At 39.3% G+C, this 23,847-nt stretch carries 29 protein-coding genes; 14 read left to right on the top strand and 15 right to left on the bottom strand.

Annotation, left to right across the window (positions count from 1 at the left end):
• Nucleotides 1-31 precede the first annotated feature (31 nt).
• The 4 genes from BG00_RS09800 to BG00_RS09785 all read right to left on the bottom strand — a co-directional run bounded on the left by BG00_RS09800 (nt 32) and on the right by BG00_RS09785 (nt 5,114).
• Complete coding sequence (locus BG00_RS09800) at nt 32-1,363, bottom strand: IS4 family transposase (protein WP_036979639.1); 1,332 nt, start codon at nt 1,361-1,363, stop codon at nt 32-34.
• Between the two features lie 112 nt (nt 1,364-1,475).
• A complete protein-coding gene (locus BG00_RS09795; RefSeq protein ID WP_036982232.1) occupies nt 1,476-3,731 on the bottom strand; it encodes an aminotransferase class V-fold PLP-dependent enzyme in 2,256 nt (751 codons plus the stop codon).
• A 107-nt stretch (nt 3,732-3,838) separates the two neighbouring features.
• On the bottom strand, nt 3,839-4,903 hold the full coding sequence (locus BG00_RS09790) for an AI-2E family transporter (RefSeq protein ID WP_036982230.1): 1,065 nt from the start codon (nt 4,901-4,903) through the stop codon (nt 3,839-3,841).
• The gene (locus tag BG00_RS09785; protein ID WP_036982228.1) at nt 4,896-5,114 is read right to left on the bottom strand and encodes a hypothetical protein; all 219 of its coding nucleotides are present in this window, start codon (nt 5,112-5,114) and stop codon (nt 4,896-4,898) included. The genes BG00_RS09790 and BG00_RS09785 overlap by 8 nt, the downstream gene beginning before the upstream one ends.
• Before the next feature lie 143 nt (nt 5,115-5,257).
• On the opposite strand from BG00_RS09785, the gene BG00_RS09780 reads away from it, so the two are divergent.
• From BG00_RS09780 to BG00_RS09760, 5 genes are read left to right on the top strand one after another with little or no spacing between them, the layout of a single operon-like run.
• On the top strand, nt 5,258-5,902 hold the full coding sequence (locus BG00_RS09780; protein ID WP_036982226.1) for a hypothetical protein: 645 nt from the start codon (nt 5,258-5,260) through the stop codon (nt 5,900-5,902).
• 12 nt (nt 5,903-5,914) lie between these two features.
• Nucleotides 5,915-7,372: a beta-barrel assembly-enhancing protease gene (locus BG00_RS09775; protein WP_036982223.1), complete on the top strand. Its 1,458-nt coding sequence runs from the start codon at nt 5,915-5,917 to the stop codon at nt 7,370-7,372.
• A gap of 54 nt (nt 7,373-7,426) precedes the next feature.
• Nucleotides 7,427-7,774, top strand: coding sequence for an arsenate reductase (glutaredoxin) (gene arsC / locus BG00_RS09770; RefSeq protein ID WP_036982212.1), 348 nt, complete (start codon nt 7,427-7,429; stop codon nt 7,772-7,774).
• Nucleotides 7,774-8,328, top strand: coding sequence for an NAD(P)H:quinone oxidoreductase (gene wrbA, locus BG00_RS09765; protein WP_036982205.1), 555 nt, complete (start codon nt 7,774-7,776; stop codon nt 8,326-8,328). The genes arsC and wrbA overlap by 1 nt, the downstream gene beginning before the upstream one ends.
• On the top strand, nt 8,325-8,777 hold the full coding sequence (locus tag BG00_RS09760) for a DUF2069 domain-containing protein (protein WP_036982203.1): 453 nt from the start codon (nt 8,325-8,327) through the stop codon (nt 8,775-8,777). Before wrbA ends, BG00_RS09760 begins: the two co-directional genes overlap by 4 nt.
• Before the next feature lie 63 nt (nt 8,778-8,840).
• Here the strand turns inward: BG00_RS09760 and BG00_RS09755 are convergent, their stop codons facing one another.
• A complete protein-coding gene (locus BG00_RS09755) occupies nt 8,841-10,178 on the bottom strand; it encodes an ankyrin repeat domain-containing protein (protein ID WP_036982202.1) in 1,338 nt (445 codons plus the stop codon).
• Between the two features lie 210 nt (nt 10,179-10,388).
• Nucleotides 10,389-10,982 (bottom strand): MlaC/ttg2D family ABC transporter substrate-binding protein, encoded by a 594-nt coding sequence (locus tag BG00_RS09750; protein ID WP_036982201.1) that lies wholly within the window; start codon nt 10,980-10,982, stop codon nt 10,389-10,391.
• A gap of 246 nt (nt 10,983-11,228) precedes the next feature.
• On the opposite strand from BG00_RS09750, the gene BG00_RS09745 reads away from it, so the two are divergent.
• Both BG00_RS09745 and BG00_RS17400 read left to right on the top strand, forming a co-directional pair.
• A complete protein-coding gene (locus BG00_RS09745) occupies nt 11,229-11,765 on the top strand; it encodes an acyloxyacyl hydrolase (RefSeq protein ID WP_036982200.1) in 537 nt (178 codons plus the stop codon).
• Nucleotides 11,766-11,850: 85 nt separating this feature from the next.
• The gene (locus BG00_RS17400; protein ID WP_076916055.1) at nt 11,851-12,000 is read left to right on the top strand and encodes a DUF2897 family protein; all 150 of its coding nucleotides are present in this window, start codon (nt 11,851-11,853) and stop codon (nt 11,998-12,000) included.
• Between the two features lie 34 nt (nt 12,001-12,034).
• Here the strand turns inward: BG00_RS17400 and BG00_RS09740 are convergent, their stop codons facing one another.
• Together BG00_RS09740 and bamC are read right to left on the bottom strand one after the other, a co-directional pair.
• Nucleotides 12,035-13,423, bottom strand: coding sequence for a YjiH family protein (locus tag BG00_RS09740; RefSeq protein ID WP_036982198.1), 1,389 nt, complete (start codon nt 13,421-13,423; stop codon nt 12,035-12,037).
• A 65-nt stretch (nt 13,424-13,488) separates the two neighbouring features.
• Nucleotides 13,489-14,547: an outer membrane protein assembly factor BamC gene (gene bamC / locus BG00_RS09735; protein WP_036982196.1), complete on the bottom strand. Its 1,059-nt coding sequence runs from the start codon at nt 14,545-14,547 to the stop codon at nt 13,489-13,491.
• 355 nt (nt 14,548-14,902) lie between these two features.
• On the opposite strand from bamC, the gene BG00_RS09730 reads away from it, so the two are divergent.
• Both BG00_RS09730 and bcp read left to right on the top strand, forming a co-directional pair.
• Nucleotides 14,903-15,436 carry a glycine cleavage system transcriptional repressor gene (locus BG00_RS09730; protein WP_013465263.1) on the top strand — a complete coding sequence of 178 codons (534 nt, stop codon included), beginning with the start codon at nt 14,903-14,905 and terminating at the stop codon, nt 15,434-15,436.
• A gap of 10 nt (nt 15,437-15,446) precedes the next feature.
• Nucleotides 15,447-15,926: a thioredoxin-dependent thiol peroxidase gene (bcp, locus tag BG00_RS09725; protein WP_013465264.1), complete on the top strand. Its 480-nt coding sequence runs from the start codon at nt 15,447-15,449 to the stop codon at nt 15,924-15,926.
• 88 nt (nt 15,927-16,014) lie between these two features.
• On the opposite strand, the gene BG00_RS09720 is transcribed toward bcp, so the two are convergent.
• Together BG00_RS09720 and BG00_RS09715 are read right to left on the bottom strand one after the other, a co-directional pair.
• A complete protein-coding gene (locus BG00_RS09720; RefSeq protein ID WP_250653907.1) occupies nt 16,015-17,616 on the bottom strand; it encodes a M56 family metallopeptidase in 1,602 nt (533 codons plus the stop codon).
• A gap of 14 nt (nt 17,617-17,630) precedes the next feature.
• On the bottom strand, nt 17,631-18,011 hold the full coding sequence (locus BG00_RS09715; protein ID WP_036982191.1) for a BlaI/MecI/CopY family transcriptional regulator: 381 nt from the start codon (nt 18,009-18,011) through the stop codon (nt 17,631-17,633).
• Nucleotides 18,012-18,268: 257 nt separating this feature from the next.
• Between BG00_RS09715 and BG00_RS09710 the strand changes: the two genes are divergently transcribed.
• Entirely contained in the window at nt 18,269-18,715 is a 447-nt protein-coding gene (locus BG00_RS09710; protein ID WP_036982189.1) for a hypothetical protein, read from the top strand.
• Nucleotides 18,716-18,787: 72 nt separating this feature from the next.
• Here BG00_RS09710 and BG00_RS17780 read toward each other — a convergent pair whose 3' ends face one another.
• On the bottom strand, nt 18,788-18,925 hold the full coding sequence (locus BG00_RS17780) for a hypothetical protein (protein ID WP_171034729.1): 138 nt from the start codon (nt 18,923-18,925) through the stop codon (nt 18,788-18,790).
• 58 nt (nt 18,926-18,983) lie between these two features.
• Here BG00_RS17780 and BG00_RS09705 point away from each other — a divergent pair, with 58 nt between their 5' ends.
• The gene (locus tag BG00_RS09705; protein WP_036982187.1) at nt 18,984-19,286 is read left to right on the top strand and encodes a hypothetical protein; all 303 of its coding nucleotides are present in this window, start codon (nt 18,984-18,986) and stop codon (nt 19,284-19,286) included.
• Between the two features lie 15 nt (nt 19,287-19,301).
• Nucleotides 19,302-19,574 carry a hypothetical protein gene (locus tag BG00_RS09700; RefSeq protein WP_036982178.1) on the top strand — a complete coding sequence of 91 codons (273 nt, stop codon included), beginning with the start codon at nt 19,302-19,304 and terminating at the stop codon, nt 19,572-19,574.
• Nucleotides 19,575-19,681: 107 nt separating this feature from the next.
• On the opposite strand, the gene queE is transcribed toward BG00_RS09700, so the two are convergent.
• Entirely contained in the window at nt 19,682-20,347 is a 666-nt protein-coding gene (queE, locus tag BG00_RS09695) for a 7-carboxy-7-deazaguanine synthase QueE (protein ID WP_036982177.1), read from the bottom strand.
• 145 nt (nt 20,348-20,492) lie between these two features.
• Between queE and queC the strand changes: the two genes are divergently transcribed.
• Nucleotides 20,493-21,149: a 7-cyano-7-deazaguanine synthase QueC gene (queC, locus tag BG00_RS09690; RefSeq protein WP_013465272.1), complete on the top strand. Its 657-nt coding sequence runs from the start codon at nt 20,493-20,495 to the stop codon at nt 21,147-21,149.
• A 60-nt stretch (nt 21,150-21,209) separates the two neighbouring features.
• On the opposite strand, the gene BG00_RS09685 is transcribed toward queC, so the two are convergent.
• Nucleotides 21,210-21,659 (bottom strand): methyltransferase family protein, encoded by a 450-nt coding sequence (locus tag BG00_RS09685; protein WP_013465273.1) that lies wholly within the window; start codon nt 21,657-21,659, stop codon nt 21,210-21,212.
• A 165-nt stretch (nt 21,660-21,824) separates the two neighbouring features.
• On the opposite strand from BG00_RS09685, the gene BG00_RS09680 reads away from it, so the two are divergent.
• Nucleotides 21,825-22,067: a hypothetical protein gene (locus BG00_RS09680; RefSeq protein ID WP_008110174.1), complete on the top strand. Its 243-nt coding sequence runs from the start codon at nt 21,825-21,827 to the stop codon at nt 22,065-22,067.
• Between the two features lie 11 nt (nt 22,068-22,078).
• On the opposite strand, the gene BG00_RS09675 is transcribed toward BG00_RS09680, so the two are convergent.
• Together BG00_RS09675 and BG00_RS09670 are read right to left on the bottom strand one after the other, a co-directional pair.
• Nucleotides 22,079-23,092 (bottom strand): hypothetical protein, encoded by a 1,014-nt coding sequence (locus tag BG00_RS09675; RefSeq protein WP_036982174.1) that lies wholly within the window; start codon nt 23,090-23,092, stop codon nt 22,079-22,081.
• 86 nt (nt 23,093-23,178) lie between these two features.
• Nucleotides 23,179-23,844 (bottom strand): tRNA (adenine(22)-N(1))-methyltransferase TrmK, encoded by a 666-nt coding sequence (locus tag BG00_RS09670; protein ID WP_036982166.1) that lies wholly within the window; start codon nt 23,842-23,844, stop codon nt 23,179-23,181.
• Nucleotides 23,845-23,847: the final 3 nt, after the last annotated feature.

Below are 23,847 nucleotides of genomic sequence, written 5' to 3'. Positions count from 1 at the left end.
AAAAAGCCGACAAATGTCTAACACCACTCGTTTAAGAACGAGTGGTGTTTTTTCGTTTATATCTAACCGGATATTTTTGTGTCTTTGCCAGCACCGCTCGCGGATAAGCTTTTCGCTTTCTTTTCTCCGGTAATATTAGCCGTTTACCGTTTTCACGTAGTTCTTTTAGCTTTTTAGGGATTGTCCCTGGGCTTCGACCTGAACACCATAAAAACTCGTCTTGTATGAGATATAATGCGTTAATAAAACTGATGCGTAATGGCTCAACTTTATGGGCTTTAGCCATCTCTGCCATTTCAAGTCTCACGATATTATATGATGTCAGAATACCCCAGAGCTCTTGATAAATACCTTCCTGTTTCAGGCTCCGTAATGCTGGTTTATTTGATAGTTGATATTGCTTGAGCTCACCATAGCCTCGCTCTATTTCCCATCGTTGCCAATACACATCGAGTAGCGCTTTCAGCGGGTACTTTTCTGGACAGACGCATGAGGTGATGAACCCTTTTATTTCCCCTTTAGGTGTCGGAATTTGAATAAGCCTTGCTTGCCATGTATCACCTAGGTAAGGGGCTGATTTCTTAGCTTGTGGTGAAATAGGCATTGTTATTAAGTGGTCGTAATCGCTAAATGACTCCGTTATTTCATAGCGCATTTTGCTTTTGATGGGCGTAAGCCAATGATGATTTTCGCTAACGCCTTGCCAGCTCGTAAATAGTTCAGCCGAAAAGAAACCTCTATCAAATAGCGTCAATGAATATTCAGGTGCTGAGCCAACAAGCTGTTGAGCATAATGAATTTCACTTTGAGTAATGGGGCCAAACGCTGCATCGGATATTAAATGCGTTCTTGTCGACATCAAGGTCACAGCAAGTACTGAGGGGAAGTTTGTTGTCGATTTAGCATAGCCAAAGTGACGGTTACTCGGTGTATCTTGAGTTTTAAATTGTGTACCGTCAATGCTGAGCAGCTTTAAACCACACACGTCATCAAAAGTTTGCGACTGCTCCCACTGCGTTGCTGTATGTTTAAAAAGGTGTTTCATAGGCGCTGCGCCTAGCTTTTCTTTCCCTTTTATAATACTGCTAGTCGCCAATGGTGGAAGCTCTCCTTTAGCGTCAGGAAAAGCGAGCTCTAGTTTGTCACAGACTTCAGATATTGAGCGGTTTCTTAATAAACCAATCCCTAATACAAGCCAAGCAGCTTGCTCGGCGGGGAAACGTCGTTTACGCACAGAGGCTCTCCCTGTTTGAGTAACGGCTGCTTCAATCCACTCAAGGGGAATATGCTTAGTAAACGAATCAATATCACGATCTTGGCTAAACTCAGTAGTAAGGTGTAATTCTTTAATAAATTCAGACATAAAAATAGGCCACAACTTTTGTTGTAGCCTATTATGAAGCCTCTCAAAGATCGTTCAATTAACTTAAACGATCCGCATTAGACAAATGTCGGCCTTTCCTCTAAAAAAACAATTAACCGGTTAACGCTAAACCACCTGCTAAGTTATAAACACTGCTGTAACCAAGCTCAGTCAAATTTGCTGCCGCAATTTTTGAACGGTTACCACTGCGACACACCAAAATATACTGGTTGTTTTTGTCCAATTGACCTTGCGTAAGTGCATGAGCCATTCGACTTAAAGGAATATTTAAGGTTTTAGCTATGGGTACGTTTAGCAATACGCTTAAATTATTAGCGCCATGTTCATAAGGTTCTCGGGTATCAATTAAATACGCATTGCCCTTTACCAGTATTTCTTTTGCTTGGTTAAAACTTAATTGCGAAGTTTCTACAGCAGGCTTAGCATTAACATAACCACAGAGCGTGTTAGCTTGTGTTTGCTGTTGTAAATCTGCTTGCTGTTTTTGTGCGGCAAATTCAGCGTCATCAATATCACCTTTAATTAAGGTTTGTAATAATGGCGTTTGCTGCTGTTGAACAGCCCAGTTCATTGCAAAGCACTGTTGGTAATCATGCCCTGAACACACCACACTTAGCGGATTCAGCTCTGCTGCTAACCTCGTCAAGGAATGCGCCATTTGCATTGCATCCCCGCCATCAAGCGCGGTATTTCCAAGCCCTGCAGGTAAAATTAAATCACCGCAAAAACAGTACTCAACATCACCATTATTCGCTTTTAATAAATAACTCACGCTATCTTGGCTATGCCCTGGTGTGGCTAACTTTTCGAGTACGTGAGTGGTTAATTGCAATTTTTCGCTATTAGTTGGCCAGCCTAATTTATCAACCTCTCCAGCGACTAGGTTTTCGTTAAGTGCGCTGCGCATTAAATCAAGTGCGCAGTGACGTTCTTGATGCTCGTGCGTATTTAAAATAGCGGTAATAGTTAAATTTTGTGTAGTTACTATTTTTTCAAAGCGAGGGATCAATTCAATAATCGGATCGATAATAAATGCATGTTGATCATCTGTTACATACAACCAACTACATGCACCTTGGTGTCTAAATTGGGTAAGCCCTAAAGCACATACTTCTTGCACAGGAAAACTGCTATCAGAAATCACTAAACAGTTAGCTTGTAATACCGTTTTAAGCGCTCTAATTTGTTCACATGCATCATCTATTTGCGCCATCGTGGCAGCAGGGCCAAATGACAAACGAATAGCGTTTTCACTTTGCCACTGTGAGGCTCCCATCGCATCAAGCACAAAGCTCTGCGTAGCTCCCGTGCTGCATGCAGAACCACCGCTGACCCTAATACCTGCAGCGTCAAATAAATCAATAACTTCTTTACTGGTTAAATCGTTAACTGCAAAATTAAGCGTTGTGGGCACTGAGCAGGCAAAGTCATGATTAAAGGTAATACTTCCAAAAGTATCAACTAAGGCGCTATGCAGTTTATCTCGATACAAGTTAAGTACATCTGTTGATTTAAATGTCTCGTCTTGTTTATCTAGCAGCAAACTAAACAGCTTATTGAGCCCAGCTATACCAGGCAAGTTTTCTGTACCAGAGCGCATGCCACTTTCTTGTCCGCCACCGGCTATAAAGGGCGTGTATGGGCTGCCTTGACGAATATACAATAAACCTATGCCTTTAGGTGCATAAAGTTTATGCCCTGAAAAAGGCGCATAATCAATCGTGGTTTCACTTAGGTTGAGCTGTTGTTTGCCAAGCGCTTGTACGCAATCAACCATCCAAGTGACTTGGCTATTACGACTACGAATCACCTTTTCTATGGCGCTTAGATCTTGGTAAACACCGGTTTCATTATTAACGGCCATCGTGCAAATCATCAAAGCGTTATCAATATGCTGAGCAATAAAGTCTAAATCTAAAATACCATCACGATTAACCGGAATAGCAATAATGTCTGCGTTAATTTCCAGCACTGTATTCCAATGCTTTAGCGTATTAGGCACCGCTTTATGTTCGGTTGCCCCGTACAATAAAACGGGGTTTGGCTTTGTATGGTGTTTTGCATTAATGAGCGTAGATACAATGGCGGTTTGAATCCCCTCAGTGGCACCCGAGGTGAATAAAATATCACCTTGCTGCGCGCCAATGACAATACGGGCTTTTTGCCTGGTTTGTTCTAATAAGTGCTTGGCTTGAATGCCGGTTATATGGGGACTTGAGGGATTACCAAAACAAATTTGCATAGCATGGCACACCACCTCTGCAATACATGGCAATACAGGTGTGGTCGCATTTGCATCGAGATAAACTTGAGCTTTGGGTTCATCTGGCAATAAAAACTCTGACATTAAAAACGCACCTTATTACTAAAAAATATATCTTATTCCCAATAGTACATAGTTTTGACAGGAATGAGTAATAATCTTTAGTAATTAAAGTGCGTTTACTATACCTTTTAGTTACCGGGTTCTTCGTGTTTGGATGACCAGGCATTAATAAGTGCTTTGACTAATGATGCTAATGGAATGGCAAAAAACACTCCCCAAAAACCCCATAGCCCACCAAAAAATAGCACCGCAACAATAATAAATACCGGATTTAAATCAACCGCTTCAGAGAACAGTAAAGGCACCAATACGTTGCCATCGAGCGCTTGAATAATGCCGTATATAATTAAAACGGTCCAAAATTGAGTTTCTAAACCAAACTGAAACAGCGCTACTGCGGCCACTGGTATAGTTACTAACGCTGCGCCCACAAACGGAATAAGCACCGAAAAGCCTACGAGAACGCCTAAAAGCGCGGCGTAGCGTAAGTCCAGTATGGTAAAAGCAATAAACGACACAGAACCAACAATTAAAATTTCAAATACTTTGCCACGAATATAATTCATGATTTGCTGATTCATTTCATGCCACACTTGTAGAATTAAGCGGCGTTGGCGTGGGATCATTTTAGCAATGCTGGCACTGAGCTCTACTTTATCTTTGAGCATAAAAAACACCAGTAGCGGTACCAAAATAAGGTAAATTAACCATGCTACAGCGTCTTTTAATGAATTAAGCGACGCAGACAATACCACTTGGCCAAAGTCGAGTACTTTGGTTTCAACGGTTACTACAATCGACTGCACTTGTTCTGCGCTAATAAGGCTGGGGTATTTATCAGGCAGTTCGAGTAAAAACGATTTACCTTGTTCGACCATATGCGGTGTTTCTTGGACTAGGTTACTGCTTTGCTGCCAAAGCACAGGGCCTATAACCAATATTAAAGTGAGCATAATGCCAATAAATATCAGCATTACTATGCTGGTGGCAGTAAAACGCTTAAGGCCAAACCGTTCTATGTGAACCACAGGCCAATCTAATAAATAAGCTATGATCAGTGCCACTAACACAGGCACAATTAATGGGCCAAAAAAATACAACATGGCAACCAGTACCAACAATAAAAAAAGTAAAGTGACTGAATCGGGATCAGAAAACTTTTTTTCATACCATGCTTTTACATATTCAAACACAAAACGGCTCCACTAATAACAACCCCTGTTGTTTATTTAACTTGTAATAATACGCTTTTTTTTGCAAATATCGTTCAATATCATCAGTGTTTTGTTCTTGTGAGATATTAAAGGTAATTGCTTGTTTTAACGATATTGCATCACGCAGCCCTAATTTAAACTGAATAAATTGCTGTGGGCATTTATAAGTGCGTAAATTTAGCTCTAGCATACTCGTTTCGCTACCTATTCACATTAATAATAAGTCCTATAACAGGGTCAATTGAGATTAACCGCAGTTAAATTTAACTTTTCCTTAAAACAACCTCTGCAATGGTTTATCCTTATAGCATCGTTAGCTATCAGGATACGTTAATGCCTAATTCGCATAATAAAGCGCAATTGCCTAGCAATCCAACTCTCAAAGAAATTAATTGGTTTAAAAAGCAAATTAATTGGGGGGAGCTGCCGCATTTTTATCATTTAGTGGCTTCGTCGGTAAGTGAATGTGAAAGTATTTTAGATCACGGATTTGATAATGCCATCAAGCGTATTATCGACAAACGCAATTGGAATTTAGAAGCGCTGAGAATAGACCCCAACGAACTTTATGAAAAAGAAAGCAATAACAAACCACGAATTTCACTGCATCAAGTGTTTACCGAGCGTGGTTTTGAATTACAAGCCCTCCCTTTTTCTAATGATACCGCCATCGATAGATACGCACGACATGATGAGACAATGGAGTTTAGGTTATGGGATCCATTGACCATGAAAACCGTTATTCGCATTAATCAATTACATAAATTTATTGGCTTTTACTTAGACCAAGGCGATGAAGCAGATAAAGCGCTTATATTACATTCTCACAAAGTGGTTCATAAAATTATTGCTTTTTTACAAACTCAATTGAACATTGTTAAGGTTGATGGGGTCACAATAAAGGCGTTTTATCAACTATGTGAAAAGGACAGCCGTTTATATAGACATGATCCTTCAAGTGCCCCTGATAAAAAATAAACAAGGAATATAATGCAGCTAAAATCAGCCTTTATCACTTTATGCAGTGCAGCGCTTACGTTTAGCCTACTGATAAGTGAGCCGTTAAAGGCACAAACCAATCTTCAACTGCCCGACTTAGGCACTTCAGCCTTACAAGCACTACCAATTGAAAAAGAAAAAGCGATTGGTGAAGTGATGATGATGCAGATCAGAGGCTCATCGCCTTTGATTAACGATCCGGTGCTTGATGAATACCTAACAACCTTAGGTAGAAAGTTAGTTGCTAACGCCAATGATGTGCGTTTTGGGTTTTCATTCTTTTGGTTAAATAATCCCGAAATCAATGCATTTGCATTTTATGGCGGCCATGTTGGTGTACACACCGGATTAATAGCCCAAGCCGATAACGAGAGTCAATTTGCATCGGTTCTTGGCCACGAAATAGCACACGTCACCCAGCGCCACTTAGCAAGGCGCATTCAGCAGCAACAAGATAATAGCGGGCTTACTATTGCAGGCATGATTGCTGGTATTTTAGCCGCGGTTGTAGCCCCTGATGCCGGTATGGCTATTATTTCAGCCAGCCAAACACAATCAGCTTTCAGTCAGCTGACACATAGCCGTTCTGCCGAACAAGAAGCAGACAGAATGGGCATGCAAACCCTCAACAATGCAGGGTTTGATGCCAGAGCATCAAGTGAATTTTTAACTAAACTTGCCGCACAAATTCGTTATAAATATAAACCACCGGCGTTTTTACTCACTCACCCTCTTCCTGAAAGTCGTGTGTCAGATGTTCGCCTTCGTGCCGAGCAATACCCTAAACGCCAGGTAAGCTCGAGCCTTGATTTTGACTTAGCAAAAAGCCGAGTCCTGGCGCGTTACGATAACAAACCCGAAAACGCAGAAGCCTTATTTAGAAAGTTAATGCGCGAAAACACCTATAACAACGTAGCATTACAATACGGTTTAGCTATTAGTTTGCTTGATCAAAAAAAGACGGATGAAGCACAACCTATTCTTGATGAGTTACTGGCAGACGATCCTAAAAACTTATTTTATATTGATACCAAAACAGATTTACTCATTGCACAAAAAAAAGCCGCAGAAGCTGTTAGTTACTTAAGCGAGCTAAATAATTATCGGCCAAATAACCAAGTGATCACCTTAAATTACGCCAACGCGGCATTAGAGGCTGAGCAATATGAGTTAGCTGAAAATATATTAAAGTCGTTTTTACTGGAAAAACCCGATCACAATTTAGGCAAACAGCTTTTAACTGACGCCTACAAAAAACAAGAAAAATTGGCGGCCTACCATGAAGCCAATGCCGATGTATTATCTCAGTATGGCGCGTATTTAAAAGCGGCCGACGAAATACAAAAAGCGCTTAATTTTGTAGAGCCAAGTGAAAATGTTAAGCAACAGCGCTTAAAAGCGTTACTCACACAGTATCGGTTATTGCAAAAAGAGCTTGCGAGGCTTTAAGTCTTTAGTGAGTTCACCTAAAATAGCCACAATTTATACTTTGGATGTATTATTATGTCAGTTACTATTTATCATAATCCGCGTTGTTCAAAATCACGCGAAACCCTTAACCTATTACAAAGTAAAAACATTGAACCGAGTGTTGTTGAATACTTAAAAACACCGCTTTCTCATGAGCAAATTAGTACCTTAGTTTCTCAACTTGGGTTTAATTCGGCACGAGATTTGATGCGCACCAAAGAAGAGCAGTACAAAGCGCTTAATTTAAAAGATGAAAATAGCGAGTCAGAGCTTATTGATGCCATGGTCAATCACCCAAAACTAATTGAGCGCCCTATTGTAGTAAATAACAATAAAGCCGCCCTAGGTCGCCCGCCTGAAAACGTATTAAGCGTTCTATAATGAGCACAACCATCGTGGTGCTGTATCACTCAAGCCATGGCTCAGTAGAAGCCATGGCACATGAGATTGCAGAGTCAATAGAGCAACAAGGTGCAACTGCATTACTGCGTACTTTTGTGGCTAAAAACCCGCATGACATTGTGATCAGTAAAGATGATTTAGTTGCCTGTGACGGGCTTGCATTTGGTACGCCGACCCGCTTTGGCATGATGGCCTCACAAGCAAAAACGTTTTGGGAAACCACCAGCGATCTTTGGCTCAAAGGCCAACTTATCGATAAACCTGCCTGTGTGTTTTCATCATCAAGCAGTATGCATGGTGGCAATGAAGCAACCCTACTCAATTTGTCATTGCCTTTGTTACACCATGGGATGATGTTGATGGGCGTACCCTACGATGTACCTGAGTTGCTCGGCACCGAAACAGGAGGAACACCTTATGGCGCCTCTCACGTTGCAGGTAGCAATAACAGCTCAACCCTAAGTCAAGACGAAATTAAAATATGTCAAAGCGTAGGAAAACGCCTGACTCAAGTTGCGAGTAAACTTAAATGATTCAAGTAAGCGAGCCTGCTAAAAAACCGATTACCATTAAATTTCAGCGCCTAGCCTTATTTGGTTATATTGGTCTGCTTATTTTAATGCCGTTATGGATGTTTGTATTAGCCCCTAGAGACGGTCACAGTAACACCTTTCTTTTCTTAGTGTATGTATTGCCACTATTACTGCCATTAAAAGGCATATTACAAGATAAAACCTACACCTATGCGTGGGCTAATTTTATTGTTATGTTTTACTTTATTCATGGCTTTACATTGCTGTGGGTCGCACAAGATGAGCTTATATGGGTATTGCTTGAGTTATTATTTGCCTCATCTATGTTTATTGGCTGTACTTATTATGCGCGCCATAGAGGGCAAGAACTTGGGCTTAAAATTCGCAAGCTTAAAGATGAGCTCGCTGAAGAAAAAGCTGCACACGAGCACGATAAAAACAATCCGTAATAAATACCCAACAATGCAAAAACGCGCTAATTAGCGCGTTTTTTTGTAGCAAAACATTAACTTTTAAACTAACTCGCTTAAAGCTGCCAACCCTACAATACAGGCTAAACCTAGTTGTGCAACAAGACTAAAAACCGACATCATTCGTATTAAAAACAACCCCCATGGGTGTTTTACATGCGGATACAATGAGCAACGCTTTAAGTTCGTTGCAAAGAAAAAACACACCACCGCCGTCATGGTCATAAAAAGAGTAAGCTCACTTTTTATAGTGATGTTTTCATCAAAAAAGAAAAATAACTGTAGCGGTAATAATAAAGCCACAAGCGCATGTAGCACATGCACCTTTTTAATTCGCTCTAGCTGCCCCTCTGGCGATAACTCTTTAATACCAAAGTCACGCTCAAGGCACTTAACTAAGTTGCTGGCTTTTATACTAACCGCTAATCGGTAACAACTTAACCCCTCGTTATTTCGCGCTCTAAAGTCATACCCTGCTTTGAGCAGTAAAATCATTAACGATTCGTTTTTACTTATCACCGCGTAATGCAGCGCCGTATTACCTTGGTCGTCTACCGCTTTTTTATCTTGGTACTGCAGGAGTGTTTCTACTACATTTACGTAGCCTTTTTCTGCCGCCCACATAAATGCTGTTTTATTACCTTCATCGGTTAAGGTGCCCGTGGCGCCTTGCTCAATAAAGCGCATTGCCATGGTTTGCTTAGCTTTTTTCTTGTTTAAATGCGCAAGTAAGGCATTTTCTAAAAGCACAATAGAATCAACATCAGGAGACACCTGAGTTAACAAAGTAAAGTAATCTTTGCCAGCAGCCACTTTTTCGCTGGTCAGCTCTGCTAAGTGGTCAATATCAGCAATCGACTGGGGAATATGCGCACTTAAACGCTCTCTAAAATCGACCTCTTTCCAAATAGCTAAGGTATCTGCAGCTGAGAGCTTTGCACCTTGCTCTAGTGCATGCTCTATCAGAGTAAAAAAGCGTTTACTAAAAAATAAGCTAATTAAAGAAAGTGGCGTTTCAATGTTATTTTGTGCCGACACACTTGCGTACTTTTCAAGTCGCTGACACAGCATTAGCACAATATTTTCTATGCTGTAATCATTGGCAAAATAATGCTCTTTCAGTGCAGCAATATACTCTTGTGCGTTTTCATCATATTCAGAAATATGCTGAAAATAACACTCTTCGAATGGCTCTAAGGGGGTTAACCAGGTTAAATAATAAATTGGGGGTAAAACAGTGGTGCATACACCATTATCTTCTTCAGTAGAGCGACAGGCGGGCCAAGCTTCTAAAGCATCTAAAATGAAGGCACCGTTTTGCTCAACCAGCCCTTTGACCAGTAACGGGTATTCCTTTGGCCAAATTAGTACATTTTCCATTAAAACAACACAACTCCAGTGTAGCTCGGGTGAGTAGTCAGTTATAACAGTATTTAGCTGACACCACGCTTAATCAAAGAAGCTAATATTCTACCACAGCTAGGTAGCCAAGCTAGCGTAAACTCATGCAATATAGGCCAAAATACAAAAGCAGCTAACAACATACGTCATTAGCTGCTTTTAAGGTTGGAGCTGTTAATTGCAAAAGTACTAACTTTGCTGAAGTTCTGCTATGACTTGGTCTAATCCCACATCAGAAATACGTTGAATGATCTCTTTTTGCTTAGCACTGAGTAACGAAATTCCCTCTGCAACAATGTCGTATACTTTCCACTGGTTGTTGTTACCTAAACGCAATTTAAAGTGCAAATCAATGGTTGGCTTATTCGGTTCAATAATTTGCGTTTTTACCGTAGCAAATTTAGAGTCGCTTGCAGCAGCGTCTTGCTCAAATATTACATCCTGCCCTGTGTACTTCATGAGCGCACCGGCATAAGTCCCTGTTAAGTAATGCTCTACAGCATTAATAAACGCAACACCTTGGTCACGGTTAATACCTTTAATATGCTTACCTAATAATTTAAACGACACAAACTTAACATCAATATGTGGCATTAAACGCTGCTGAACAATTAACGACATGGCTTCTTTGCTGGCATCGCCTTTCGCATTTACCTGTCCAATATCGTTAAATAATGATTCTGCTACAGTTTGCAATAACTGCTTAGGTGATGGCTGCGTTTGTGCATACAAAGTGCTACTGAAAAAAACAGCAATAACCATTAAAAGCTTTATAAGTTTCATAAAAAATGCATAGTTTAAATAATTAATTTAAGCGTAATTTACGCAAATAACAGGCAATAAAAAAGGCATAAATAAGCAACTTATTAATGCCTAATTGGCACCAATTAAATTAATTAAATAAATTCAATTGGTTAAATAAATCAGTTAACAAGCCATATACAAGCGGCTTTTTGTCCTTATTGAAAACACCAATTCACCGCCCTTATTATCCCTTTACTATTTTGACTTAAACCCTAGTTGGCCGTTATGAAAACCTCATACAACAGACTTTTAGTTCTTGTTTTTACCCTGTTTATATTGGCTACCAAAGCCGCTTATGCATCCTCTAACCATGGTTATGCCGTCGATTTATTAAAAGGAGAAGGCAATGTAACAGGGGCAAAGCTTGCGTATCAATATCACCCTCAAGGAATGCAAAACTTTGTCGGCGATGCTCGTTTTTATTTAGAAACCAGCGTTAATGCGTGGCAATACCGCCATGATCAACAATCACAATCCAACGTGGTCTTGGCTGTGTCACCGGTGGTGCAATTTCCAGTATTTAGTGTATACAACACCCCCTTTTATGTAGAGGCTGGCATTGGTTTTTCATTACTTGATGAGCGCTATTTTGCTGGTAAAAACCTAAGTACTCACTATCAGTTTGAAGATAGGATAGGCCTAGTGGCAGATTTTGGTGAAACTAATGTAGCGCTGCGAATTATTCACTATTCAAACGCCGGATTCAAAGCGCCCAACCCAGGTATTAACTTTTTAACGTTATCGGTGGCACAACGGTTCTAATTGCTTATTTACAGCCCTAGAGAGGATTGCAGCTTTTATTTAAAGTGGTCATAATTATCGCTTAATAAAAAATAAGAGCATCGCAATGCAAATTTGGCAAATCGTACTCGTTATCGTGATTGTACTGGCTATTGTTATCGGCAATTTAGTACTGCTGCGTTTAAGTGCAAAAAGCGAGTTTAAACCCTCAGCACCACGCTCATCTGCGCAAAGCAAAGAAACAAAAAAGCCCTGAATAATCAGGGCTTTTTTTCGTTTAAATGACTGTTCTAGCCAACTAACCAGTGTGCCATTAAGGCAATAACAGGCAAGGTTACTAAGGTTCTGAGAATAAAAATAACAAATAGCTCAAAAATATTAACCGGTATTTTACTACCCAATAAAAGTGCGCCCACTTCAGACATATAAATAAGTTGCGTTACACTCATTGCCGCAATAATAAAACGTGTTACATCGCTTTCAATTGAGCCTGCGGCTAGAATAGACGGGATAAACATATCTGCAAATCCAACCATAATCGTTTGTGCCGCCATTTCAGCTTCAGGTATTTGTAGCAATTCTAAAAATGGAATAAACGGCATACCTAAATATTGAAATATTGGCGTGTACTCAGCAATAATTAACGCAAATGTACCCACAGCCATTACCACAGGTAATACTGCAAACACCATATCAAATGCGTTGTGTAAGCCCTCTTCAATTGTGCCTTTTAAGCCTGGTGCTTTTTCTGCTTTAGTTAATGCAACATCAAGTGAATGCTTAAGTAATGTTTTGCCTTCAGGAACCAATTCAGCGTTTCCATCGGGCTCTTTACCATCAATAAGCACGTCCTTTTTAAACCGCAGTGGCGGTAAACGCGGAACAATTATCGCAGCCACTACACCCGCTAAACACACAGTTAGGTAAAAAGGTGCAAATAAGTATTCAAGCTTTACTTGGCCAATAACAACCAAACAAAAGGTAATTGAAACAGCTGAGAAAGTGGTACCAATAATCGCAGCTTCACGTTGAGTATAATATTTATCTTCATACTGACGCGCAGTCATTAAAATACCGACGCTACCATCACCTAACCATGAAGCAACACAGTTAACTGCACTGCGCCCTGGTACGCCAAATAATGGGCGCATTACTTTAGTAAGTAAGGTACCCACAAGCTCAAGTAAACCAAAGTTAAGTAATAACGGCAGTAACAAGCCCGCTAAAATAAACACCGAAAACAACACTGGTAGTAAATCTTTCAATACCAGCAAGCCGGTATTTTCTGAGGTAATAGCATGCGGCCCAACTTGAAAATAAGTTAAAAGCACAAACACCATACCTAATAACCGTGTTACTAACCAAATCCAACTCACATTAAACAAATGATTTAATAAGCGAAATTTGGTTAAGCTTTTCGGTTTAAACACACTAAATACCAACGACATAACGCCAGTAATACAAATAATCGTCGCTATTAACCCAAGCGCTATTTGACTAAATAAAGCTTGAATTGCTTTTGCCATTACCGCAATAGGAATCGTCATTATTTCGCCAGACGGTACTGGCGTCATAAACAAAAACACACCGATTAATGAAGGAATTAAAAAAACCAACCATATTTTCAAATCATAACTTTTTTGGACCGGTGCTGGGCGTGATGAATCTAACTGAGACATATTTTTAACCTGTAAAAACCACAAAAAGAGCAAAAAGCTCTTTTTGTGGGAAGTATTTATAATTATTAAATTTTAATACCGCGCTTAATTAGCGCCGCTTCTAATGCTTGTTGTAACCCATTCATTGTACCTGGTTCAAGTGTTTCGCCTTTGTCATCCATCCACGTTAGACTGGTGCCACCTTGTTTGGTTTTGCTAACCAAAATTTGGTATTGACCTTCATCAATTGGAAGCTCTATTGGTTCATCGCCCCAAATTGAATCCCACACACTGGTTTCTACTTTCGCATAATCTGCTGTAATTAAACCTGTCTCTTGGTTTATTTCAACAATAGTAAAAGATAAACGCTCTAAGAATCCAGAAAAGCGATCGAATACCGTATCGTAAGCCTGCTCAGTAACAAGTGCGGCATTGCCTTTGTTATCAAACCCGAGTTCTAACGAGATGATCCCTTGGCGCTTACGCATATCAACTTCAAGCTGACGGTAGCGGTAATCAAACTCACTCACTACTTGGTTAAGTGCACGCACTTCAAGCTGTTGTTTTAATAAATCAGTTAGCGGCTTATCACCTTTAAAATCAATAAGCTCAGCAGTTAACGAGGCTGTGCGTTGGTGTTCTTTTTCTTCAATAGTAAATTTAAAACGCTCTAAATCAACGCTTTCATCATTGCCCCATAACCAGCTTTCTTCAGGCTTTATAATAGCGTACCAATCGGTTACAAGTGTTCCTTGCGTTTTATCTTGCTGTGTTGCACTAATGTTATTATCAGCAAGCACCGCTTGAATCGAATCCCAAATAAACACATCTAAATCTTCAATGCCGTCATTTTTATCAAAATAAATACGCGCTTGTTTATCTGCTTCCTCAACCCAACTGCCTTTAGCAATGGTTAAAACTTGCGCCGGCGGACGATAGTTTGTTGCCTCCGGATTATTATCATATTGACCCACATCCATTTTATAAACAGGATCTTGAGCGGGTTGAGATAACGATGCAGGCACTTTAACCGGCTCATGGGCGCGGTAATTACGCTCATTATGAGCATCACTTGTAAATACACTACACCCTGACAAACTTACCAATACACTTACTGCTAGTGCTTTTGGGATCCAATACTGCACAGATAATTCTCCTTAGCATACCCTTAATTGTTTTAACAAATATATGAGTGGGTAATGCCGATTTGGTTCAGTGTAAAATCAATATTAACTTTACATTTATAATTTGCTTGCCTAACTGCATTCAGCCTATGAGATAACAAACGGACTAGGCTACAAATAGACACATTTTTGCTATGGTACTTTCACAAGCTTGTAAAAACAAGAAACACTGCACTATTAACCGCCTAAAATTAACCGCTGCTATAGTTTAACGCGGGTTTTGTGTTAAACTTTGCCGCCGTGCAACGCTACGTGTTTATTTTTTTGTTGCCAAGTCGGTTGTTTTCATCCAAGTAACTTAGGTACTTTAAAACCCATGACTGCATTTTCAAATCATCAAATTGTTTTAACCGCAATTGGCGAGGATAGATCGGGCATCGTCAGTGAACTTACGCAACTCGTAAGCGATTGCCACTGTAATATTATAGATAGCCGTATTGCAATTTTAGGCAACGAATTCACCTTTATTATGCTACTTAGCGGTGATATGTCAGCCATTAGCCGCATAGAGCATACATTACCCACCAAAGGCATGGAGCTTGGACTGCTCACTATGATGAAGCGTACTTCAAGCCATAATCAAAGCGAGTTTTGTGCAGGCTATACCTTAGAATATACCGGCATAGACACCCCTGGCACATTAAGCAAAGTAACGCGTTTTTTTGCAGATAATAATATTAATATTTGCTCATTAAAATCAGACACCTACGAAGAAGAAACTGAGCTTAAAATGCGCTGTGAACTTGAATTTAATATTCCCGTTGACGTTGATATTGACCAATTTAAAATTAGTTTTGAAAACCTTTCGCACGTTTTAAACGTAGATTACATCTTTCGACGTATTCGCTAAGGAGTTTAGCATGAACAAAATTACCCCATTACAAAGTGGCGACACAGCACCGGCTTTTAGCTTACAAAACCAAAATGACGAAACTGTCGTGCTCAGCGAGTTATTAAAAGAAAAACAAGTACTGGTATACTTTTATCCTAAGGCGTCAACGCCTGGCTGTACCGTACAAGCCGAAAACCTGCGTGACCAACAAGCAGAACTTGCTAAATTTAACACCCATGTTGTTGGCATAAGCCCAGATCCGATTAAGCGTCTTAAAAACTTTGAAACAAAAAAAGAGCTTAACTTTGACCTACTTTCAGATGAAGATCATGCCATTGCTGACGCTTTTGGGGTGTGGGGCTATAAAAAGTTTATGGGCAAAGAGTACGACGGTATCCACCGCCTCACTTTCTTAGTAGGCCAAGACGGTAAAATTAAACACTTGTTTGATAAATTCAAAACCAAAGATCACCACCAAGTGGTATTAGATTATTTAGCAGCTGAATAAAGGCTAAAGGCTAAAGGCTAAAGGCTAAAGGCTAAACAAGATAAAAAAAAGCGTTGCTCAAGGGCAACGCTTTTTTATATTTGCTTATTTATAATTTAGCTAATAACGGTGATTGTGGAATACCTATTCGAGGAAGTAGAGCCGGTGTTACCGCAAAGGCTGCTGGTAAACGTCCTTTTAATTCAGCCATTTTTGTTTGATTATTTTGCTGATCAAAAATGTAGTATTTTAAAACATCACCATAAGCACTTCCCTCTAAACTAGCTTGTTGCAGTGTGTCTAATGCTTTATCGTAATCTGCGCTATAAATATAAGCTAATGCTAAGTTCCCAGCAGAACCTTCGTGTAAGTTACCGTCAAGCTCTCTAGACAACTCCTCTAATTCAGCTATAGCCAGTTCATAACGACCTAGTTGTATGTAGGCATTAGCAAGCGAGTTTTTCGTAAAATATGGCGGGTTGCTTCCTGCTGGATACCATGTTTCGTAAGCACTTAAGATATCTTCATATTGTTCAAGTTTAGAAAAAACATGAACGAGTAAAGTATAACTTTCTAATTTAATTTTTCCCTCTTCAAAACCTGATAGCACATCTCTATTTGCATACCATTTTTGAATATTTTTTGCCGTTTGTATTAGTTGTGTTGATTGATCACTTTTTGCATCACCAGCTACCTCTAAAAGTTGCGCTAACTGTTGGTTATACTGATTACTAGCTGCGGGCTGTTTTTGCGCACTATGTTGTTCATTCTTTGGATTTTCATCAACAATTTGTGCTGCTGCCAACGCGCTAAAAGACAGTGCAGCCAAAGCCATTACCATATGTTTACTTTTCATTGTTTTTTCCTTGTTTAACATTTTAATCCTTTGAATATTAAAACTCTTTGAGTGTTCAATATTCAAAAGAGGGGGAGTGAAAAAGTTATATTTAGATTTTTTTTCATGCTCAGAGAGTAACAAACTGGCTAAATCTAACTGATACTTACCTTTGAGTTTACGCATACATTTTTCGTCACAACTAAGCTCTAACTGCTCTTTTGCCAAACGCGCTAGTTTTGAGCATATTGGGTTCCACCAAAAAACACTTTCTATAAAGCAAATTAGCCATGTCCAATAAATATCACCTTGTTGTAAGTGCGTTAATTCGTGCTCAATAACAGAGTTTAATTCTTTTCGATTTTCCATCTCAGGAGTAAGCCAAACAACCGGATTGACTAATCCTGTTGCAAAAGCAGGCCCTCCAATTGAGGTGAATCTTATTGGATATATACAGTTTGCTCGTTTTGAAGTGCTATATAAGCTTGAGTTAGCTTTTAAGTTTTTGACTAACTTTACATACATAGCAACACGCAATGTAAACAAGCCAATTCCACTAAACAGCAATACACTAAAAATATGGTTTAATGATGGTAACCAACTCACTGGTGCAATAATGCTACTTTCTGATGTTATGACCTGCGCACTGGTAGGGGCTATTAACGTATTTAAAAAACTAAACTCAGCAACATTAACAGTATATTGCGATGTACTTTCAAATAATGGCAATTGAGAAAAGTATTGCCAAGGAACAAACCAGGCTATTAAAGCCAGCATTATTACGTAAAAATTTAATCTAGAAGGGGCACTTTTCATCCCTAATGATGCAAGCAAACAACACACACTAATAATTGTGCAAGTTACAAAATAATCCATCATAGCCTTCTCCTTTAATCTTGCTTTTTATTTTTCAATAACGATTGTAGGTACTCAATATCCTCGTCATTCAGTTTTTCTTCTTTAATAAAATGGGCAATTAAGCTGCGAGAGTTACCTTTAAAAAAACGCTGCATAAAGCTAGGCATTGCTTGTGCTGAAAATGCGCTTTGAGTGATCACTGATTTAAATACGATCGCTCTCCCCTCGTTCCCACAGCGTACTATCGCCTCTTTTTGCTCTAACCTATCAACGATTGTTTTTACTGTGGTGTAAGCTACTTGCTTATCTTTTTTTGTATCAGCAAGTAGGGCTTTATGTAACTGGCTAGCAGTACAAGGCTCGTGCTGCCAAAGCAACTGCATTATGTCTAATTCAAATTCACTAAGTTTCATTTTAACCTCTATTACTACAGTTGTAGTTTTCATCTATTACAAATGTAGTAATAAGCACTCAGTGTGTCAATATAAAAATTATATAATTTAAAATAAAAAATAAATTTAGAGGTTGGTAAATACATAAGCGATAAGAGGCATAATTATCGAAGTGAACATATATAATGAGATGTCATTTTTTGTATTTATTGCTTTAGTACATTAGTATCTCTGCCGATAGCTAAATTGGTAACGAATAACATTATGGATAATAAACCGTGATACAGCTAAATAAACACTCAGCCTTTTACGTTAAAATTACAGCCGAAAAAACAAATATTGCACTACAAACAAAAGACACAACAAAAAATCAGGACAACACTGATTATCAATTATCAGATAAAGAGCGCAATAAACTCTCAGGAAAAAAGGCTGAGCAAAATGCTGAAAAAACAGCAAGTTCAGAAATGCCTGAATATATCGCTAAAATGATAGAGCAACTTAAGGAGCTCAAGCAGCTGCTTGAAGAACAAAAAGAGCAACTCACTCAATTACAAGCTCAATCGGACCAAGAAGACGAGGCAATACAGGCACAAATTGAAGCACAAGCAAACATCGTTTCATCAACACAATCTCAGGTAATTGCGCTCGTGCAAATGATCGGCCAAGCCATGAAGGATGCAGGTATTACAGACGCGGGGGCACTTGTAAGTGCCATTGTTTGAATTTTCAGAGCAAAGATTTCAATAATAAATAGCCTACCCTAGCGGTTAAAAAACTACGCTGTGCTTGCGTTCTCACTCTCCATCTAACAGTGCTTGCTGATAAATTTTATTAAACTCTTCAGCAGGTAAATCAGCCGCAAAGTGATATATAAGCGCTTTGTATTTATCGCTTTGAATTAATTTTGAGAGTGTATTATTAAAGTTCTGCATAAATTTCATATAACACGTTGTTAAAACTTTATAGGTTTTTAAAAAATGGAGTTTGAAAATGCGAAAAGAGTTCGAATTCACGGTCAAGGGTCATAAAATTAAAATTGTTAACTCATGGTTTGGTGGTGCAATACTATATGTTGATGGCGATTTTCGTGATCAAGATTCTACTTTTATTGCTAATGGCAAAACGGCACTTCTTTCAGCTAAACTTGCTGACTTTGGTATTTTAGAGATTTTCCCCATATCTGCTTTAATATCTGTAGAAATGGATGCATTTTTAATTACGGACGATGAAAGGTTGCAAGTATACAGGTCACATAAGCGTTTAACCTTAGCACAGCAGCGATTAGCAAAATAAACACATAGGTAAAATATGAAACTATTAATGGCCCCTTTAATACTCATTATTGCTGGATGCAGTAGTGTTGCGCAAAAAGATGAACAATATTCGCCGTGCTCTGAGGCGTGGTTTAACTATGTTGAGCAGCAAATTAATACCGGTGACGGTTATGAACATGGGCCAGACATTGGCTCTTTAGAATGGCGCTCTGTGATCATGTTTAAACTCGGTATTAGAGATAAGCCAAATGTACCAGAATTAAACACACAGCTGTGGTGTCAGTTTATTGATGAAAATTATATTTAAAGCCAGCTTAACTTTATGAGTTAAAATTTGTTTAGTTAGGTTGGGTTTATAACCCAACCTTGTATCTACGTTATATAACTTAACGCAGAGCAGCTTACAGCTGCTCTTTAACTAATCCCCAAATACTTATGTACTTGAATTGATAAGCGCCAGTTTTTAGCGATACAAGTATCAATGGCTAATTTAGTGGCTGAGGCTTTTTGGCTGATTGGCTGCAAATATACCAGTTTTGGGTTTACGCCGGTGGCGGTAAATAGCTCTTCCAGTTCTTCTACGTGTTTTTGCATAGCAACTGGGTGTTTAATTTCATCGGCGCGTTGCATGGCACTACTGAGTACTTTGTAGCCACCGCGCATATTAATTTTTGGCGATACCGTGACCCACGTTTGTGCAGGGGCGAGTATTTCAAAGGTGCCACTGGTTTCTACTTGTGTGCTAAAGCCATGATCATGCAGTAAATTACATACTGGGTTCAAATCATACATGCAAGGTTCGCCACCGGTTATAACAACATGCTTGGCGGTATAGCCACGGGACTTAAATAATTCAAGTACCTGCGCTGCGCTGGCCTCAGCCCAATGATCTGAGTCGGCTTTTTTTTCTACCGTGTCATCAAGTGATACTTTATATACGTTATCAACATCCCAGGTTTGCTTTGTGTCGCACCATGAACATCCCACAGGGCAACCTTGCAGGCGTAGAAAAATAGACGGCGTACCAGTAAAACTCGCTTCACCTTGAATGGTTTCAAACACTTCATTAATTTTGTACAAAAGAAATCTCACTTACAACCTGACGGCAAAATTGTTACTATTAGAAATCACAAAGCACGGTGCAAAAATTGTCATTTATGCCTTGGCCGTGTAGTATATCGCGCCCTGATATAAACCTCTATCAAAACTAAAGAGCAAACCACGTATGACGCAAAAAGTAGTTGTTATTTATTCCGGCGGTATGGACTCATTTACTGTATTAAATAAAGCCCTGCAGCAAGGCCATGATGTTTATGCCCTCTCGTTTGATTATGGTCAGCGTCATGTTAAAGAACTTAAAGTCGCCGCCAGCGTATGTGAAAAGCTAAATGTACCGCACAAAATTGTTGATATATCGGCAATTAATCAGCTTATTGGTGGTTCGTCGTTAACAGACGATATTGATGTGCCAGAAGGCCATTACGAAGAAGAAAGCATGAAAAGCACCATTGTGCCTAATCGCAACATGATTTTACTTTCTTTAGCGGTAGGTTATGCGGTGTCGCTTAAAGCAAGCAAAGTATATTACGGTGCGCATTCGGGCGATCATGCTATTTACCCAGATTGCCGCCCTGAGTTTGTTAAAAAGATGGATGATGTGTGTCGTATTGCAAATTACGATGCGGTAGAAATTTTTAGCCCGTATTTAAATAATACTAAAATCGATATTTTAACCGATGGTATTAAAATGGGATTAGACTACAGCCAAACATGGACCTGTTATAACGGTCGTGATAAGGCCTGTGGCAAATGTGGCGCTTGCCAAGAACGTTTAGAAGCCTTTGAGCTGAACAACGTAACTGACCCGCTTGAATACGAGTAAAGTTTAAAATAAGCACACTATAAGGCTACCAAGGGTAGCCTTTTTTAGCATGAAAAAACATTAAAGCCAGCGTTTTACCCGCGATTTGTAATCCTCAAATTGCTCACCAAATAACTGATGTAACGCCCGCTCTTCGGGAATGATTTGAAACAGCGTTAAATAACCAACGTAGCCCACAATACCTAAAAAAGCCCAAATAGAGCTTAGCCACACGCCCCACCCCGCCAGTATAAAAGCAAAGCCTAAATACATAGGGTTACGTGAGAGTTTATATACCCCTGAGGTAACTAAGCTTGTTGCTTGCTCAGGTTTATTTGGTAGTACCGTGGTTTTGGCTAAACGAAAACTGACGACCCCGGCAATACAAAAGAAACAACCTATAGCGACTAATCCTAATGCTAGGTAAGTTATGAAGGCGGTAAAGTCTATTACTGTGTAATGCGCAATCAGTGCCATAACAGCAGCGAAAAATACCACAACGACAACCGGTGGGATTTTATTATTTAACATACCTATTCCTTGTATCGATTAAAAAAACTACATGGTTATTATATGGTGGCGGCACAAATAATAACAATGACTTTATAAATACAAATAAAGTTACAATTAATTAGCTTTATCGGCGCTTAATTATGGTTATAATTTAAACTTAAAATAAAATTAAAGGAAGTAATTATGTCTGGCACAACAATGATAGTTCTCATTGTACTTATTTCTGTCGGTTCGGGGGTTATTTACGATATGTATAAAAAGCACCTTGAGTTTAAACATAAAGTACAGGACAACAACCAAGACGCACACAAACAACTAGCTGAGGTAACCGCTCAAGTGAGTGAACTTAAACAACGAGTACAAACACTTGAAGCCATTGTTACCGACTCAAGCTATAGCGTAAAACAAGAAATAAACAAACTATAGCCGTCCCTTAGTTATAAATAATTAGGGTATAAATGTGCATTTTCTGGCTGCTCTATACCATGGGCAGCTAAAAACCCGCCAATGGCTTGTCCCCCCCCTTGAGGTGCCCTGCCGCTGTCTATTTCAAAGTTTAACTGATTCGCCTCTTGCTTACCCATAGAACATAAACTAACTGAACTTGGTGAACGCATGGCAATACTTAGCTCCCCTACCTGCTCTGCGTGTACATCTTTACTAAAGCGCGCAAAGCCTTGGTATTTAAAATGCTCACTCACATACTCGTTACTTACAGCAACCAGTGCGGTAATAAAGCTATGTAAAAAGCTGTTGGTTGTTGCATTAGGTGCTAAAAATGACAAGGTTTTATTATTAAATTCGCTTAGCTGACAACTATCGCAATGAAGTTTAACCGTATACACCTGCTCACCGGTGATTATTGCTTGGCAGTTAATTAGCGCAATTTTATTATCCGCAAACACCAGGCGCTCAATCAGGTCGTTCAATGGAATATTTTTAAACGATGTGCTTTTAACAAGCTCAGGGTTTTGAGCCATAACGGGTAAGTCATGATGATTATTAAATGGCGTGCTGGTTGCGCCTTGATGCTGCAGCTGAAAAAGCTCTCTTACTTCATGCTCGCGTGCCACTTTCAATGCTAAAAATGCTGTTTGAATAAGCTCTGAGGTTGGCAAATTTTGCTCTACTGGCCAGCGACGACCAAACAGTAACTTTTTTGCTTTGTTCTCAGCACGGTAATTATCTGGACTAAGTACCGCCACTTGCAGATAAATATCACTGTTTTTTTCTGCAGCTAACACACTAAAGTGAGTAGAAAAACTAATGTCGTTAAGCACTTCATTAACGCTGGCTAGCGTATGTTTGTAACGTAAAAAATGCTGGGGAACAATCCAGTTATTATTGGCCAATTGCACTAACGGTGCATACGAAATCGGTTGCTCGTAACTGTGTTGCCACTTTTGCCCATCGCCCAATAATGGCTCAATTTTTATATTTTTATCTGACATATTTAAACCAAATAAATCCGCCTGATGGCAAGATATTAACTATGAAGCACTTTACGTAGTTAATCACAAAAACCGATCACACTGACTTAGCATTCAAATACTCGTTGATACTCTGTTATAACTTTTTGATAGTAAAGTCTATCTTTATTGAGCATTCGAGTATAATGGTTAAGCAATTGCTGCTGATATTGATGATGTTGTGGATTGTGTTTATCCCACATTTGAGCACCGGTTTGAGTGAGTGTTTGGCTGGCATTTACACTAACGTGTAATACTTCGTAAAAACGTTTGTTTTCAACAATAATTTGCTCGTTTTCGAGCTTTAAATTACAGGCTTTTAAACCTGCACGCACTTTGTAAAGATGCTGAATGGGGCAAATAATAAAACTGAGTTGGTGCAAGCTTTGCGGGTTGTTGGCAATAATTTGTTCAATAAGCTTTAAACATAAATCGCCCCCCACACCAGCAATAACCACCACTTGCTTTGCAACTGTTGACAATTTAATCTGCGCAACATCTTCGCAGCGCACTTGCCATGAAGGTAAAGACTTTCCTTGCTCAAATTGTTGCAGCGACTGTTCGAGCGCTTCCATTAACGTTGGAATAATATCCACAAAATTTATATGTTTTGCTATACCGCGCTCAAGTAACGCCATCCCTAAAAAGCCATGATCGCAGCAACAATCCCAAACAATATCGTAAGGCTCTGTAATTAATGAATTGATGGCGTTTAAACGTTTACTCAGTTTCATTTA

Origin of the sequence: Pseudoalteromonas sp. SCSIO_11900 (assembly GCF_000576475.1) — a bacterium.
GTDB classification, from domain to species: Bacteria; Pseudomonadota; Gammaproteobacteria; order Enterobacterales; family Alteromonadaceae; genus Pseudoalteromonas; species Pseudoalteromonas tetraodonis.
This window is presented reverse-complemented; position numbering and strand designations above follow the sequence as displayed.

Coding starts and splice junctions, on each gene's coding strand:
- BG00_RS09700 (WP_036982178.1), top strand. CDS start 19,302: ATGAAACTATTAATGGCCCCTTTAATACTCATTATTGCTGGATGCAGT.
- BG00_RS09670 (WP_036982166.1), bottom strand. CDS start 23,844: ATGAAACTGAGTAAACGTTTAAACGCCATCAATTCATTAATTACAGAG.
- BG00_RS09740 (WP_036982198.1), bottom strand. CDS start 13,423: ATGTCTCAGTTAGATTCATCACGCCCAGCACCGGTCCAAAAAAGTTAT.
- BG00_RS09800 (WP_036979639.1), bottom strand. CDS start 1,363: ATGTCTGAATTTATTAAAGAATTACACCTTACTACTGAGTTTAGCCAA.
- BG00_RS09675 (WP_036982174.1), bottom strand. CDS start 23,092: ATGTCAGATAAAAATATAAAAATTGAGCCATTATTGGGCGATGGGCAA.
- BG00_RS17400 (WP_076916055.1), top strand. CDS start 11,851: ATGCAAATTTGGCAAATCGTACTCGTTATCGTGATTGTACTGGCTATT.
- BG00_RS09730 (WP_013465263.1), top strand. CDS start 14,903: ATGACTGCATTTTCAAATCATCAAATTGTTTTAACCGCAATTGGCGAG.
- BG00_RS09775 (WP_036982223.1), top strand. CDS start 5,915: ATGCAGCTAAAATCAGCCTTTATCACTTTATGCAGTGCAGCGCTTACG.
- BG00_RS09705 (WP_036982187.1), top strand. CDS start 18,984: ATGCGAAAAGAGTTCGAATTCACGGTCAAGGGTCATAAAATTAAAATT.
- BG00_RS09680 (WP_008110174.1), top strand. CDS start 21,825: ATGTCTGGCACAACAATGATAGTTCTCATTGTACTTATTTCTGTCGGT.
- BG00_RS09760 (WP_036982203.1), top strand. CDS start 8,325: ATGATTCAAGTAAGCGAGCCTGCTAAAAAACCGATTACCATTAAATTT.
- BG00_RS09785 (WP_036982228.1), bottom strand. CDS start 5,114: ATGCTAGAGCTAAATTTACGCACTTATAAATGCCCACAGCAATTTATT.
- BG00_RS09715 (WP_036982191.1), bottom strand. CDS start 18,011: ATGAAACTTAGTGAATTTGAATTAGACATAATGCAGTTGCTTTGGCAG.
- bcp (WP_013465264.1), top strand. CDS start 15,447: ATGAACAAAATTACCCCATTACAAAGTGGCGACACAGCACCGGCTTTT.
- BG00_RS09745 (WP_036982200.1), top strand. CDS start 11,229: ATGAAAACCTCATACAACAGACTTTTAGTTCTTGTTTTTACCCTGTTT.
- queC (WP_013465272.1), top strand. CDS start 20,493: ATGACGCAAAAAGTAGTTGTTATTTATTCCGGCGGTATGGACTCATTT.
- BG00_RS09780 (WP_036982226.1), top strand. CDS start 5,258: ATGCCTAATTCGCATAATAAAGCGCAATTGCCTAGCAATCCAACTCTC.
- arsC (WP_036982212.1), top strand. CDS start 7,427: ATGTCAGTTACTATTTATCATAATCCGCGTTGTTCAAAATCACGCGAA.
- BG00_RS09750 (WP_036982201.1), bottom strand. CDS start 10,982: ATGAAACTTATAAAGCTTTTAATGGTTATTGCTGTTTTTTTCAGTAGC.
- BG00_RS09720 (WP_250653907.1), bottom strand. CDS start 17,616: ATGGATTATTTTGTAACTTGCACAATTATTAGTGTGTGTTGTTTGCTT.
- BG00_RS17780 (WP_171034729.1), bottom strand. CDS start 18,925: ATGCAGAACTTTAATAATACACTCTCAAAATTAATTCAAAGCGATAAA.
- BG00_RS09755 (WP_036982202.1), bottom strand. CDS start 10,178: ATGGAAAATGTACTAATTTGGCCAAAGGAATACCCGTTACTGGTCAAA.
- BG00_RS09795 (WP_036982232.1), bottom strand. CDS start 3,731: ATGTCAGAGTTTTTATTGCCAGATGAACCCAAAGCTCAAGTTTATCTC.
- BG00_RS09685 (WP_013465273.1), bottom strand. CDS start 21,659: ATGTTAAATAATAAAATCCCACCGGTTGTCGTTGTGGTATTTTTCGCT.
- wrbA (WP_036982205.1), top strand. CDS start 7,774: ATGAGCACAACCATCGTGGTGCTGTATCACTCAAGCCATGGCTCAGTA.